The sequence below is a fragment of the Pseudomonas sp. AM4(2022) genome, assembly GCF_036346515.1.
Classification (GTDB): domain Bacteria; phylum Pseudomonadota; class Gammaproteobacteria; order Pseudomonadales; family Pseudomonadaceae; genus Aquipseudomonas; species Aquipseudomonas paracarnis.
The window spans coordinates 1-13,867 of the sequence record NZ_JAOTNW010000017.1 but is presented as its reverse complement, the minus strand read 5'-3'; the positions used below and the strand labels follow the sequence as shown (position 1 = coordinate 13,867).

Genomic DNA, 13,867 nt, shown 5'->3' with positions numbered 1-13,867 from the left:
TCAGTCATTGACGGTTTCTCCGGTTTTTTTGCTCTTGAACATATCCAGCGCCAGCATGATTGCACCAACGGTGATGGCGCTGTCGGCAAAGTTAAACGCCGGGAAGTAGTGGCGGTTCTGCCAATGCACCAGGATGAAGTCGATCACATGGCCCAGGGCGATGCGGTCATACAGGTTGCCCAGCGCGCCGCCCAATACCAGGGCCAGCGCGATAGCCAGCCAGGTGTCGTCGCGGCCCAGGCGCTTGAGCCACACCACCAGCACGGCACTGACCACCACGGCGATAACAGCGAACAGCCAGCGCTGCCAGCCACCGCCGTCAGCGAGGAAGCTGAAGGCGGCGCCAGTGTTGTAGGCCAGGGTCCAGCTGAAGTAATCCGGGATCACCACGATTTGCTGGAACATTTCCAGGGAGCCCTCGAAGTGAGCCTTGCTGACCTGGTCAATGACCAGCACCAGCAGGCTCAGTACGAGCCAGCCCAGACGTCCGAAACGACTGGCTGCATTAGGCATAGTGGCGAACCTCGCCTTCACCGCTGATGTTATCGACACAACGACCGCAGATTTCCGGGTGCTCAGGGTTCACACCGACATCTTCACGGCAGTGCCAGCAACGGGCGCATTTAGGGAAGGCCGACTTCACCACCTTGAGCTTCAGGCCCGGCACCTCGGTGACCACGGCATCTGCCGGGGCCTGGGCGAAAGGTGCCAGGCTCGCGGTGGAGGTGATCAGCACGAAGCGCAGTTCGTTGCTCAGCTTGGCCAGGTCGGCGGTCAGGCCATCCTCGGCAAACAGGGTGACTTCAGCTTGCAGGTTGCCACCCACGGCCTTGGCCGCACGCTGCACTTCCAGCTCCTTGTTCACCGCAACCTTGACGGCCATGACGCCTGCCCAGTACTCGCGGCCCAGTTCGAAGTCGGCCGGCAGTTCGGTCAGGCCTTCGTACCAGGTGTTGAGCATGACGGACTCGTTACGCTCGCCCGGCAGGTATTCCCACAGCTCGTCGGCGGTGAACGCCAGGATCGGCGCGATCCAGCGCACCAGCGCTTCGCTGATATGGTACAGCGCGGTCTGCGCCGAACGGCGCGCCTTGCTGTTGGCACCGGTGGTGTACTGGCGGTCCTTGATGATGTCGAGGTAGAAACCGCCCAGCTCCTGCACGCAGAAGTTGTGGATCTTGGAGTAAACATTCCAGAAGCGGTATTCGCCGTAGTGCTCTTGCAGCTCACGCTGCAGCAACAGGGTACGGTCCACGGCCCAACGGTCCAGCGCGAGCATGTCTTCAGCCGGCAGCAGGTCGGTGGCCGGGTTGAAACCGGTCAGGTTCGACAACATGAAGCGCGCGGTATTGCGGATACGACGGTAGGCGTCGGCGCTGCGCTGCAGGATCTGCTCCGAAACAGCCATCTCACCCGAATAGTCAGTCGAGGCCACCCACAGACGCATGATGTCGGCGCCCAGGGTGTCATTGACCTTTTGCGGCGCAATCACGTTGCCCAGGGATTTGGACATCTTGCGGCCGTTCTCGTCGACGGTGAAACCGTGGGTCAGCAGTTCGCGGTACGGTGCGTGGTCGTCGATGGCGCAACCGGTCAGCAGCGACGAGTGGAACCAGCCACGGTGTTGGTCCGAGCCTTCCAGGTACAGGTCGGCGCGCGGGCCGGTCTCGTGGCCCATTGGGTGCGAGCCACGCAGCACATGCCAGTGGGTGGTGCCCGAATCGAACCACACGTCGAGGGTGTCGCTGATCTTGTCGTACAGCGGCGCTTCGTCGCCCAGCAGCTCGGCGGCGTCCAGCTTGAACCAGGCTTCGATACCTTCCTGTTCGACGCGCTGCGCCACAAGCTCCATCAGTTCGACGGTGCGCGGGTGCAGCTCGCCGCTTTCCTTGTTCAGGAAGAACGGAATCGGCACGCCCCAGTTACGTTGGCGGGAGATGCACCAGTCCGGACGATTGGCGATCATCGAATGCAGGCGCGCCTGGCCCCAGGCCGGGACGAACGTGGTGTCTTCGATGGCCTTGATCGCGCGGTTACGCAGGGTATCGCCGCTGGTCGGCTCTTTGTCCATGCCGATAAACCACTGCGCAGTGGCGCGGTAGATCAGCGGGGTCTTGTGGCGCCAGCAGTGCATGTAGCTGTGCTTGATGGTTTCGGTGTGCAACAGCGCGCCGACTTCCGAGAGCTTATCGATGATCGGCTGGTTGGCCTTGAAGATGAACTGGCCGCCGAAGAACTCCAGGGACGGCGCGTACACGCCGTTGCTTTGCACCGGGTTCAGGATGTCGTCGTTGACCATGCCATAGGCTTTGCAGGTCACGAAGTCGTCTACGCCATAGGCAGGCGCAGAGTGAACGATGCCAGTGCCGGCGCCCAGCTCCACGTAGTCAGCCAGGTACACCGGCGACAGACGGTCATAGAAGGGGTGAAGGAAGTTGATCAGCTCCAGCGCGGAACCGGTGGTGGTGGCGATCACCGAACCTTGCAGTTCGTAACGCGCCAGGCACGACTCGACCATTTCCTCGGCCAGCACCAGCAGGCGATCACCAACGTCTACCAGGGCGTAGGTGAACTCCGGGTGCACGTTCAGCGCCTGGTTGGCCGGGATGGTCCACGGGGTCGTGGTCCAGATCACGATGGCGGCCGGCTTGGCCAGGCTTGCCAGGCCGAAAGCCTCGGCCAGCTTGGTGTCGTCGGCGATCGGGAAGGCCACGTCGATGGTCGAGGACTTCTTGTCTTCGTATTCCACTTCCGCCTCGGCCAGGGCCGAGCCGCAGTCGAAGCACCAGTTCACGGGCTTGAGGCCCTTGAACACGAAACCGCCCTTGACGATTTCGGCCAAGGCGCGGATTTCACCGGCTTCGTTCTTGAAGTTCATGGTTTTGTAGGGGTTGTCCCACTCGCCCAGTACACCCAGGCGAATGAATTCGGACTTCTGCCCTTCGATCTGTTCGGCGGCGTAGGCACGGCACAGTTCGCGGGTCTTGTCCGCGCCCAGGTTCTTGCCGTAGGTCACTTCGACTTTGTGTTCGATCGGCAGGCCGTGGCAGTCCCAACCCGGGACATACGGCGCGTCAAAGCCCGACAGGGTCTTCGAACGCAGAATCATGTCCTTGAGAATCTTGTTCAGCGCATGACCGATGTGAATCGTGCCGTTGGCATAAGGAGGGCCGTCGTGCAGGACGAATTTCGGACGATCCTTGCCAATTTCGCGCAACTTTCCGTACAGGCCAATACTGTCCCAGCGCTGCAGGATCTGCGGTTCGCGCTGTGGCAGGCCGGCCTTCATTGGGAAGGCGGTGTCCGGAAGGTTTAGCGTGGCTTTATAGTCGGTCATTTAAGGCTCTTCGGTTAGCGATGGGCGCTAGGTGCGGCTAGTGCACGGGCGGCGGCGACATCCGCATTGATCGCCGTTTTCAACGCCTCCAGGGAGGCGAAACGCTGCTCTTCACGCAGCTTCTGGTGGAAAACCACCGTCAAACGCCGGTCGTATAAATCACCGGCAAAATCCAAAAGGTGAACTTCCAGGTGGGCCTTGCCATCACCTGCAACCGTGGGCCTGACGCCTATATTGGCGACTCCTGGCCACGATCGGCCGTCTATGTCGACGCTGACCAGGTATACCCCGGTCAGCGGCACACGACGGCGCTTGAGCTGCACGTTGGCGGTTGGCGTGCCCAATTGGCGCGCCAGCTTCTGGCCGTGCAGTACCCGCCCGGCAATGCGGAACGGGCGACCGAGCAAACGCTCGGCCAGGTCGAAGTCGGCGGCGGCCAGGGCGTTACGCACCTGGGTGCTGCTCACGCGCAGGCCGTCCAGTTCGACGGTTTGCGCGGCTTCGACAGTGAAACCCTGATTGACGCCGGCATGTTGCAGGAAATCGAAATCCCCGACCCGGTCACAACCGAAATGAAAGTCGTCGCCGACCTCCAGGTGTTGCACACCCAGGCCGTCCACCAGGATGCGGTCGACGAACTCGGCGGCGCTGAGGCTGCGCAAACGCTGGTTGAATGCCAGGCAGAGGACACGGTCCACGCCCTCCTCCGCCAACAGCTGCAGCTTGTCCCGCAAGCGCGCCAAGCGGGCCGGCGCCGTTTCCGGGGTAAAGAACTCCCGCGGTTGTGGCTCAAAAATCACCACGCAGCTGGGCACGCCCAACTCGACCGCACGCTCGCGCAGCCGAGCCAGGATAGCCTGGTGGCCACGGTGAACACCGTCAAAGTTGCCAATAGTGGCGACGCAGCCCCGATGCTCGGGGCGCAGGTTGTGGAGACCTCGAACCAGCTGCATAACGCGCTTCTTGCTCATAAAGTGGTCGATTATAACCACACCCAGCCCCGGACGACAGGCAACAGCGCAGGCCAAATGGGTCGAATCGATAAAACAACCGTTTTATCGCGGCAAAGTCTCTATCCCAGCGACTTGCGATTGAAGTCACGCAGGCGGAAACCCTGCAACAGCAACATCCCGAAGTACACCACCACGCCCGCTATCACCAGCAAACCCAGGCGCATGAAGCGCTCCAGCATATTGCCTTGGTCCCAGGCCGGCATGAGGTGCATCAGGGCAAAGAGCACAACCGACATCGCGGCGACCGCCACCAGCAGCTTGAGCGCAAACACGCCCCAGCCTGGCTGTGGTTGGTACATCTGCTGTTTACGCAATTGGTAAAACAGCAGGCCTGCGTTTATGCACGCACCCGCGCTGATCGCCAAGGCCAGGCCGGCGTGGGCCAGCGGGCCGATAAAGACCAGGTTGAGCAATTGCGTAACAACCAGGGTGAAAATCGCGATTTTCACCGGGGTACGGATGTTTTGCTGGGCGTAGAAGCCGGGTGCCAGCACTTTGATCACGATAATGCCGAGCAGACCGACGGAGTAGGCGACCAGCGCATGCTGGGTCATCAAGGCGTCATGGGCGTCGAACTGCCCGTATTGAAACAGCGAGACCGTCAACGGTTCGGCGAGGATGCCCAGGGCCAAGGCGCACGGCAACACCAGCAGGAAGCACAGGCGCAGGCCCCAATCGAGGATACGTGAGTATTCCTGGCGATCCTTGCTGGCGTAGGTACGCGCCAGGGTCGGCAGCAGGATCGTGCCCAACGCCACGCCCAGCACACCGGATGGCAATTCCATCAGGCGGTCGGCGTAGTACATCCACGACACAGAGCCGGACACCAGCAACGAGGCGAACGCGGTGTTGATGATCAGAGAGATCTGACTGACCGACACCCCGAGGATCGCCGGCAGCATGTTGCGCATGACGCGCCAGACGCCGGTGTCCTTGAGGTTCAGCCGGGGCAGCACGAGCATGCCGATTTTTTTCAGGTGTGGCAGCTGGTACAGCAACTGTGCCAGGCCACCGGCCAGCACCGCCCAGCCCAGGGCCATGACGGGCGGGTCGAAGTACGGTGTGAGGAACAGCGCAAAAATAATCATGCTGACGTTCAGCAAGGTCGGCACGAAGGCCGGCACCGAGAAACGGTTCCATGTATTGAGGATCGCGCCGGCCAGGGACGACAGGGAGATCAGCAATATATAAGGAAAGGTCACGCGCAGCAGATCAGTGGTCAGCGCGAACTTTTCCGGCGTATTGGCAAAACCGGGCGCCGTGGCCCAGATCACCCAGGGCGCGGCGAGCATCCCGACGATGGTTACCAGCATCAGCACCAGCGTCAGCAAACCCGAGACGTAGGCGATGAACGTACGAGTTGCCTCCTCGCCATGCTGGGTCTTGTATTCGGCCAGAATCGGCACGAACGCCTGGGAAAACGCGCCTTCGGCGAAGATTCGCCGCAACAGGTTGGGCAGTTTAAAGGCAATAAAGAACGCATCCGTGGCCATGCTGGCGCCAAAGATGCGGGCCAGCAGGGTGTCACGCACAAACCCCAATACCCGGGAGATCATCGTGATAGAGCTGACCGCAGCCAACGATTTGAGCAGATTCATTGAAAGAGTTTGCGCCTATAGATAAAGAGCAGGCGAACTACGCGCCCACTTATGCGATACTGCGCGCCTGCAACAGCACAGAGCCAAAGCTCGCGAGTTTACAGGTCAAGCGCCGGAAATAAATCACCCGCCTCTTCAGATCGACCACTCAGCAGTTCGCATCAGCCGCCCTTGACAACCCGTCAAGTCATCGGCATGATTCGCGGCCTATTTTGTTTGCTATTTCCTAAAAAGTCTTTCGAGGAGCTCGACGGTGGCCAACACACCTTCCGCCAAAAAACGTGCAAAACAGGCTGAGAAGCGTCGCAGCCACAACGCCAGCCTGCGTTCCATGGTTCGCACCTACATCAAGAATGTAGTCAAAGCCATCGACACCAAAGACGCTGAAAAAGCTCAAGCAGCTTACGTTCTGGCTGTGCCTGTTATCGACCGTATGGCCGATAAAGGCATCATCCACAAGAACAAGGCCGCTCGCCATAAGAGCCGCCTGAATGGCCACATCAAGGCTCTGAGCGTTCCTGCTGCAGCCTAAGTGGTAACAACTGCCACGTAGCCCAGGTTGCGTAACAGTTAAGAAATGCCCCGTACCGAAAGGTCCGGGGCATTTTTGTTTGTGCCTGAAACCACGCCCAACAACTGTAGGAGCGAACTTGCTCGCGAAGATCGTTAACGATGACGTGGGAAGCCTGGCGCCCAGCGGGGCTCTCAGGTTTTTCGCGAGCAAGCTCGCTCCTACAGAGAGTTGACCGGGGATATTCTCAGGGCAAAAAAACGCCCCGAACCAGTCGGGGCGTTTTTGCTACCACTTGATCAAAACATCAATCAATGGTGATGACCGCCTTCACCGTGGACGTGGCCGTGAGCCACTTCTTCCTGGGAAGCGTCGCGGATGGCCACGATCTTCACTTGGAAGTTCAGGCGCTGGCCAGCCAGAGGGTGGTTGCCGTCAACGGTGACGTCGTCGCCGTCCAGGTCGCGGATGGTGACGATCTGCATTTGGCCGTCCGGCGCGGAAGCGTGGAACTGCATGCCCACTTCCAGCTCATCAACACCTTCGAACATGCTGCGGCTCAAGGTGCTGACCAGTTCGGCGGAGTATTCGCCGTAGGCATCTTCAGGTTCTACGGCGACGGTCAGTTCGTCACCGACGTTCTTGCCTTCCAGAGCCTTTTCCAGGCCCGGGATGATGTTACCTGCGCCTTGCAGGTAAACCAGCGGCGCGCCGCCGGCGGAGCTGTCGATGACCTCACCAGCGTCGTTGGTCAGGGTATAGTCGATGGAGACAGCCTTGTTAGCGGCGATCGTCATGGGGCGAGACCTTTTGCAAAAGAATGAAGAACGGACAAGTCTAAACAAGGATTTGCCCGAAAGCGAACGGAACCCGGACGGACGGGGCCGATCAACGGTCACGATCACAGGTTTTCATCAGGACGACGATGGGCACTGGGTGGCCGAGTTGTCCTGCGGCCACACCCAGCATTTGCGCCACCAACCGCCCTGGCAGTCGCGCGCCTGGGTGCTCGACCCCGCGCAACGCCTTGAAAAAATAGGCCAGGCCTTTGCGTGCGGCTGGTGTGCGCAAGGGCACGAATAACGATAACCTTGGCGCCTGATTCGCGGTAGGCACTCACCCATAGAGCGCCACCCAAGCCATGCACCTCCAGAGAATTCGCATGCAGACTTTTTTTATCGCGCCCACCGATTTTGGTGTGGGTCTGACCTCCATCAGCCTTGGGCTGGTGCGCACCCTGGAACGGGCCGGCCTGAAAGTCGGTTTTTTCAAACCCATCGCCCAGCCACACCCTGGCGATACCGGGCCGGAACGCTCCACCGAGCTGGTGGCGCGCACCCACGGCCTGAAACCGCCGCAGCCACTTGGCCTGGCTCACGTAGAGCGCATGCTCGGTGACGGCCAGCTCGATGAGTTGCTCGAAGAGATCATCACCCTTTACCAACAGGCAGCCGTAGGCAAAGACGTGCTGATCGTCGAAGGGATGGTGCCGACCCGCAGCGCCAGCTACGCGGCACGGGTCAACCTGCACCTGGCCAAGAGCCTGGACGCGGAAGTGATCCTGGTCTCAGCGCCGGAAAACGAAGTGCTCACCGAGCTTTCCGGCCGTGTGGAATTGCAGGCCCAACTGTTTGGCGGTCCCAAAGACCCGAAAGTGCTGGGCGTAATCCTCAACAAGGTACGCACCGACGAAAGCATGGAAGCCTTCTCGGCGCGCCTCAAGGAGCATTCGCCGCTGTTGCGCAGCGGTGATTTCCGGCTGCTCGGCTGCATCCCCTACCAACCCGAGCTGAATGCCCCGCGCACCCGCGACGTGGCCGACCTGATGGGCGCGCAGATCCTCAACGCCGGTGACTACGAAAGCCGACGCATGACCAAGATCATCATTTGCGCACGCACCATGCGTAACACTGTCGAGCTGCTCAAACCCGGCGTGTTGGTGGTGACCCCGGGAGACCGCGATGACATCATCCTCGCCGTCAGCCTGGCCGCCATTAATGGCGTGCCGCTGGCCGGGCTGCTGCTGACCAGCGACACCCTGCCCGACCCACGCATCATGGACCTGTGTCGAGGCGCCTTCCAGGCCGGGTTGCCGGTGTTGTCGGTGAGCACCGGCTCCTATGACACCGCCAACCAACTCAATAGCCTCAACAAGGAAATCCCCATCGACGACCGCGAGCGCGCGGAAATCATCACCGATTTCGTCGCCAGCCACCTCGATGCGCGCTGGCTGCACCAGCGTTGCGGCACGCCACGGGAGATGCGTCTGTCGCCGGCGGTGTTCCGTTACCAGTTGATCCAACGCGCCCAGGCCGCCAACAAACGTATCGTGCTGCCCGAGGGCAGCGAGCCGCTGACCGTACAGGCCGCCGCAATCTGCCAGGCCCGCGGCATTGCCCGTTGCGTGCTGCTGGCCAAGCCTGCGGATGTGGAGGCCGTTGCCCGCGCCCAAGGTATCGACCTGCCCGAAGGCCTGGAGATTCTCGACCCCGACCTGATTCGCCAACGCTACGTGGAGCCAATGGTCGCCTTGCGCAAGAGCAAAAGCCTCAACGCGCCCATGGCCGAGCAACAACTGGAAGACACCGTGGTGATCGCCACCATGATGCTCGCCCTCGACGAAGTGGATGGCCTGGTCTCCGGCGTAATTCACTCCACCGCCAACACCATTCGCCCGGCGCTGCAGCTGATCAAGACCGCGCCGGGCTGCACCCTGGTGTCGTCCGTGTTCTTCATGCTGTTCCCCGAGCAGGTGCTGGTGTACGGCGACTGTGTGATGAACCCGCACCCAAGCGCTGCGGAACTGGCGGAAATCGCCCTGCAAAGCGCCGACTCGGCGGCCGCGTTCGGCATCACGCCCCGGGTGGCGATGATCAGCTATTCCAGCGGTGACTCGGCCAGCGGCGAGGAGGTAGAAAAAGTCCGCGAAGCCACCCTGCTCGCCCACGAGCAACAAAGCTCGCTGCTGATCGACGGCCCGTTGCAATACGACGCCGCCGCCAACGAAAACGTCGCCCGACAACTGGCGCCCAACAGCCAGGTGGCAGGCAAGGCCACCGTCTTTGTGTTCCCGGACCTGAACACCGGCAACACGACCCACAAAGCCGTACAACGCAGCGCCGATTGCGTGAGCCTGGGGCCGATGCTTCAGGGGCTGCGCAAGCCGGTCAACGACCTGCCGCGCGGCGCCCAGGTAGACGACATCGTGTACACCATCGCGCTGACCGCGATCCAAGCCGCCAACCGACCCATGGATATCTAAATGCTGGATTTTCTACCTGCCGCCGTGCGCGGGGTGATCGCTTCGCTGTTGCTGGCGCTGAACACGATCCTGCTGTGTTCGTTCCTGTTCATCGTGGCGCTGTTCAAGGCGTTGCCATTCGCCAAGCGCCTGAGCGAATGGCTGATGAACCACACCCACGAAGCCTGGGTTACCAATAACAAGGGCTGGATGAACCTGGTACGACGTACGCGCTGGCACCTGACCGGCCTTGAGGGCCTGGACTACCAGCACTCGTACCTGGTGACCAGCAACCATCAGAGCTGGGTCGACATCATGGTATTGCAGTACGTGCTCAATCGGCGTATTCGCCCCCTGAAGTTCTTCCTAAAGCAAGAGTTGATCTGGGTACCGGTGATTGGTCTGGCGTGGTGGGCACTGGGCTTTCCCTTCATGAAGCGCTACAGCAAGGCTTATTTGGAGAAGCACCCGGAGAAGAAAGGCAAAGACCTGGAAACCACGCGCAAGACCTGTGCGAAGTTTCGCGACAACCCCGTGGGGATTTTCAACTTTGCTGAAGGCACACGCTTTACACCGGGCAAGCATGCGCAGCAGCAGTCACCGTTTCGCTACCTGCTTAAACCCAAGGCGGGCGGTATTGCGTTTGTGCTGGATGCCATGGGCGAGCAGCTCAAATCACTGGTCAATGTGACCATCCACTACCCTGCCGGGCGCCCAGGCTATTGGGATTTGCTGTGCGGTAACGTGAAGGAGGTGGTGGTGCACTTTGAAGAGGTGCAGATCCCGGCTGAGTTCATCGGCAAGAATTATGAGCAGGATGGGGACTATCGGCTGGCGTTCCAGGGCTGGATCAACCAGTTGTGGCAAGACAAGGATGCATTGTTGGAACAGCTGCACAAAGACTTTCCTGCCAGCCGCTGATCAACATGTGGATGCAATTTAATATGGGAGCTGGCTTGCCTGCGATAGCGGTGGATCAGCTAAGGATAAATAAACTGACAGTCCGCCATCGCAGGCAAGCCAGCTCCCACATTGCCCGCGTCCACATTTGAGAATATGTAAAAAGCCCGCCACCGGGTGACCGGTGGCGGGCTTTTTTGTGCGGCAATAAAGCTTAGATCGCGCCGCGCTGACGCAACAGTTCCAGCACTTGCTTGACGCTGTCTTCCAGCGACAACGCCTGGGTGTCGATCACAAGGTCGGCATTCAACGGCACGTCATACGGGAAGGATTCGCCAGGGATGTTATCCCCACCGGCCGCGTACAAACCTTGCGGGTCACGCTCGGCGCACACCAACGGCGATGCCTGTACGTAGACGGTCAGCAGGCGATCGGCGCCAATCAGCGCCTTGGCCTGTTCACGGCCTTCGGCATCCGGCGCAACGAAGGCTGCCAGGGTCAGCAGGCCGGCTTCGTTGAACTGACGCGCCACGTGAGCGGCACGACGCCAGTTCTCGGTACGCCCGGCCCGGTCCTGCGGCAACCCTTTGTTCAGGTCGTGACGCAGGTTCTGGCCGTCCAGTACGAACACCGCACGGCCCATGTCGAAGAGCTTGCGCTCGACCGCATAGGCCAGAGTGCTCTTGCCAGCGCCCGACAAGCCGCTGAACAACACCGTGGCCGGCTGCTGGCCGAAACGCAGGGCGCGCTCTTCGGTGGCGACATGCGCCAGGCTGCCGTGCTGCGCAGCGCCGCCATGACCCACCGGTGGCGCGATGATCATGCCCGCGGCCACCGTGCCGTTGGTCAAGCGGTCGATCACGATGAACGCGCCGGTGGTGCGGTTGCTGTCGTAACCGTCCAGGGCGATGGCGGCGTCCAGGCTGACCTTGACCCGGCCAATCTCGTTGAGCTGCAGCGAGCTCGCCGGGCCTTCGGCCAGGGTGTTTACGTCCACGCGGTGCACGATGCTGGTGATGGAACCCGGCACGTAGCTGGTGGCGCGCTTGATGTCGTATTTCTTGCCCGGCAGCATGGGTTCTTCGGCCATCCACACCAGCATGGCGTCGAAGGCGTCGGTCACTTGCGGCACGTTGTCGGCATGCACCAACAGGTCGCCACGGGAGATGTCGATCTCGTCTTCCATGGTCAAGGTCACGGCCTGGCCTGGGCCTGCGTGTTCCAGTTCACCTTCAAAGGTGACGATGGATTTGACGCGGCTGCTCTTGCCCGACGGCAATACCACCACTTCGTCGCCCTTGTGCACGATGCCGCTCGCCAGGGTGCCGGCAAACCCACGGAAGTTCAGGTTCGGGCGATTGACGTACTGCACCGGGAAACGCAGGTCGGTGTAGTTGCGATCATTGGCGATCTCGACAGTCTCCAAGATCTCCATCAGCGACTGGCCGGTGTACCAGGGCGAACGCTCGCTCTTGTTCACCACGTTGTCGCCCTTGAGCGCCGACATCGGCACGAAGGCCAGGGTGCTTGGCTTGAACGCGATACCTTCGGCGAACTTCAGGTAATCGGCCTTGATCGACTCGAATACGCTTTGGTCAAAACCGTTGATGTCCATCTTGTTGATGGCCACCACGATGTGTTTGATCCCCAGCAACGAGGCGATATAGCTGTGGCGACGGGTCTGGGTCTGCACGCCGTAGCGGGCGTCAATCAAGATGATCGCCAGGTCACAGGTGGACGCACCGGTGGCCATGTTGCGGGTGTACTGCTCATGGCCGGGAGTGTCGGCGATGATGAATTTGCGCTTGGCGGTGGAGAAATAGCGGTAGGCGACATCAATGGTGATGCCCTGCTCACGCTCGGCCTGCAGGCCATCGACCAGCAACGCCAGATCGATATCGTCACCGGTGGTGCCGGACTTCTTCGAGTCGCGGGTAATGGCTTCCAGGTGATCTTCGTAGATCATTTTGGAGTCGTGCAGCAGGCGCCCGATCAGGGTGCTTTTGCCGTCGTCGACGTTGCCGCAGGTCAGGAAGCGCAACATCTCTTTGCGCTCGTGCTGGCCCAGGTAGGCGAGGATGTCCTCGCTGATCAAATCAGATTGATGCGACATGACAGCCCCTTAGAAATAGCCTTGACGTTTTTTATCTTCCATCGAGCCTGCACCATCGTGGTCGATGACACGGCCCTGGCGCTCGGAAGTTCGCGTCAGGAGCATTTCCTGAATGATGTCCGTCAGCGTCTCGGCTTCGGACTCCACCGCGCCCGTCAACGGGTAGCAGCCAAGGGTGCGGAAACGTACTTTCTTTTTGACGATGCGGGCTTTGTCTTCGTCGGACAGGTGCTCGAGGATGCGGTCGTCGTCGATCATGATCAACGTGCCGTTCTTCTCGATCACCTCGCGCTCGGCGGCGAAATACAGCGGCACGATCGGGATGCCTTCCAGGTAGATGTACTGCCAGATGTCCAGCTCGGTCCAGTTGGACAGCGGGAACACGCGGATCGATTCGCCCTTGTTGACGTTGCCGTTGTAGACGTTCCACAGCTCCGGGCGTTGGTTCTTCGGGTCCCAACGGTGTTTGCTGTCGCGGAACGAGTACACGCGCTCTTTGGCACGGGATTTCTCTTCATCGCGACGGGCACCGCCGAATGCTGCGTCGAAACCATGCTTGTCCAGCGCCTGCTTGAGGCCCTCGGTCTTCATGATATCGGTGTGCTTGGCACTGCCGTGGGTGAACGGGTTGATGTTCTGCGCCACGCCATCGGGGTTGATGTGGGTGATGAGGTCCAGGCCCAGCTCCTCGACCATCTTGTCGCGGAACTTGTACATCTCCTGGAATTTCCAGCGAGTGTCGACGTGCATCACCGGAAATGGCAATTTGCCTGGGAAGAAGGCCTTGCGTGCCAGGTGCAGCATCACGGCGGAGTCTTTACCGATCGAGTAGAGCATCACCGGGTTATCGAACTCGGCGGCGACCTCGCGGATGATGTGGATGCTTTCCGCCTCCAGCTGTTTCAGATGCGTCAGTTTGTCGACCATGGTTACTCACGGAAAAACGATCTTATGGACGGCCAGCGGGCCGTGTTCGAGCGAGGCATGCTAGCACAGCAACTTCTTCTATTTAGGGCACTGGCTAGACCGAAACGATATATGAATATGCCGCCGAGTTTGGCGCTCAACTCGGTCAATGTGGGAGCTGGCTTGCCTGCGATACAGGCGCCGCGCTCATTCAGGCTGACCGAGGTGATGCCATCGCAGGCAAGCCA

The 13,867-nt window shown here is 60.5% G+C and carries 11 protein-coding genes; 4 read left to right on the top strand and 7 right to left on the bottom strand.

Annotated features, from left to right (window positions below; all coding sequences use genetic code 11):
• From lspA to murJ, 4 genes are all read right to left on the bottom strand, one after another.
• Window positions 1-513 (bottom strand): signal peptidase II, encoded by a 513-nt coding sequence (gene lspA / locus ODQ19_RS20910; RefSeq protein ID WP_003188406.1) that lies wholly within the window; start codon window positions 511-513, stop codon window positions 1-3.
• Window positions 506-3,337 carry an isoleucine--tRNA ligase gene (gene ileS / locus ODQ19_RS20905; protein ID WP_330211127.1) on the bottom strand — a complete coding sequence of 944 codons (2,832 nt, stop codon included), beginning with the start codon at window positions 3,335-3,337 and terminating at the stop codon, window positions 506-508. The genes lspA and ileS overlap by 8 nt, the downstream gene beginning before the upstream one ends.
• 14 nt (window positions 3,338-3,351) lie before the next feature.
• Entirely contained in the window at window positions 3,352-4,290 is a 939-nt protein-coding gene (gene ribF / locus ODQ19_RS20900; RefSeq protein ID WP_165861672.1) for a bifunctional riboflavin kinase/FAD synthetase, read from the bottom strand.
• Between the two features lie 119 nt (window positions 4,291-4,409).
• Window positions 4,410-5,948, bottom strand: a complete 1,539-nt coding sequence (gene murJ / locus ODQ19_RS20895) for a murein biosynthesis integral membrane protein MurJ (protein ID WP_330211126.1) — start codon at window positions 5,946-5,948, stop codon at window positions 4,410-4,412.
• Window positions 5,949-6,201: 253 nt separating this feature from the next.
• Here murJ and rpsT point away from each other — a divergent pair, with 253 nt between their 5' ends.
• Window positions 6,202-6,480 (top strand): 30S ribosomal protein S20, encoded by a 279-nt coding sequence (rpsT, locus tag ODQ19_RS20890; RefSeq protein WP_003188401.1) that lies wholly within the window; start codon window positions 6,202-6,204, stop codon window positions 6,478-6,480.
• A gap of 290 nt (window positions 6,481-6,770) precedes the next feature.
• Here the strand turns inward: rpsT and ODQ19_RS20880 are convergent, their stop codons facing one another.
• Window positions 6,771-7,256 carry an FKBP-type peptidyl-prolyl cis-trans isomerase gene (locus tag ODQ19_RS20880; protein ID WP_003188398.1) on the bottom strand — a complete coding sequence of 162 codons (486 nt, stop codon included), beginning with the start codon at window positions 7,254-7,256 and terminating at the stop codon, window positions 6,771-6,773.
• Between ODQ19_RS20880 and ODQ19_RS20875 the strand changes: the two genes are divergently transcribed.
• The 3 genes from ODQ19_RS20875 to ODQ19_RS20865 all read left to right on the top strand — a co-directional run bounded on the left by ODQ19_RS20875 (window position 7,255) and on the right by ODQ19_RS20865 (window position 10,621).
• A complete protein-coding gene (locus tag ODQ19_RS20875; protein WP_078802457.1) occupies window positions 7,255-7,542 on the top strand; it encodes a DUF3565 domain-containing protein in 288 nt (95 codons plus the stop codon). The two genes, ODQ19_RS20880 and ODQ19_RS20875, sit on opposite strands and share 2 nt — an antisense overlap.
• A gap of 79 nt (window positions 7,543-7,621) precedes the next feature.
• Window positions 7,622-9,721, top strand: coding sequence for a phosphate acetyltransferase (gene pta, locus ODQ19_RS20870; RefSeq protein WP_003188396.1), 2,100 nt, complete (start codon window positions 7,622-7,624; stop codon window positions 9,719-9,721).
• Entirely contained in the window at window positions 9,722-10,621 is a 900-nt protein-coding gene (locus ODQ19_RS20865) for an acyltransferase (protein WP_116666069.1), read from the top strand.
• A gap of 193 nt (window positions 10,622-10,814) precedes the next feature.
• On the opposite strand, the gene cysN is transcribed toward ODQ19_RS20865, so the two are convergent.
• Window positions 10,815-12,713, bottom strand: coding sequence for a sulfate adenylyltransferase subunit CysN (cysN, locus tag ODQ19_RS20860; protein WP_003188392.1), 1,899 nt, complete (start codon window positions 12,711-12,713; stop codon window positions 10,815-10,817).
• Window positions 12,714-12,722: 9 nt separating this feature from the next.
• Window positions 12,723-13,640, bottom strand: a complete 918-nt coding sequence (cysD, locus tag ODQ19_RS20855) for a sulfate adenylyltransferase subunit CysD (protein ID WP_016971196.1) — start codon at window positions 13,638-13,640, stop codon at window positions 12,723-12,725.
• Window positions 13,641-13,867: the final 227 nt, after the last annotated feature.

Excerpts from the sequence above, each read along its gene's own strand:
- ODQ19_RS20865 (WP_116666069.1), top strand. The coding sequence starts at position 9,722 with ATGCTGGATTTTCTACCTGCCGCCGTGCGCGGGGTGATCGCTTCGCTG.
- ODQ19_RS20875 (WP_078802457.1), top strand. The coding sequence starts at position 7,255 with ATGGGGCGAGACCTTTTGCAAAAGAATGAAGAACGGACAAGTCTAAAC.
- ODQ19_RS20880 (WP_003188398.1), bottom strand. The coding sequence starts at position 7,256 with ATGACGATCGCCGCTAACAAGGCTGTCTCCATCGACTATACCCTGACC.
- ileS (WP_330211127.1), bottom strand. The coding sequence starts at position 3,337 with ATGACCGACTATAAAGCCACGCTAAACCTTCCGGACACCGCCTTCCCA.
- pta (WP_003188396.1), top strand. The coding sequence starts at position 7,622 with ATGCAGACTTTTTTTATCGCGCCCACCGATTTTGGTGTGGGTCTGACC.
- lspA (WP_003188406.1), bottom strand. The coding sequence starts at position 513 with ATGCCTAATGCAGCCAGTCGTTTCGGACGTCTGGGCTGGCTCGTACTG.
- ribF (WP_165861672.1), bottom strand. The coding sequence starts at position 4,290 with ATGCAGCTGGTTCGAGGTCTCCACAACCTGCGCCCCGAGCATCGGGGC.
- murJ (WP_330211126.1), bottom strand. The coding sequence starts at position 5,948 with ATGAATCTGCTCAAATCGTTGGCTGCGGTCAGCTCTATCACGATGATC.
- cysD (WP_016971196.1), bottom strand. The coding sequence starts at position 13,640 with ATGGTCGACAAACTGACGCATCTGAAACAGCTGGAGGCGGAAAGCATC.
- cysN (WP_003188392.1), bottom strand. The coding sequence starts at position 12,713 with ATGTCGCATCAATCTGATTTGATCAGCGAGGACATCCTCGCCTACCTG.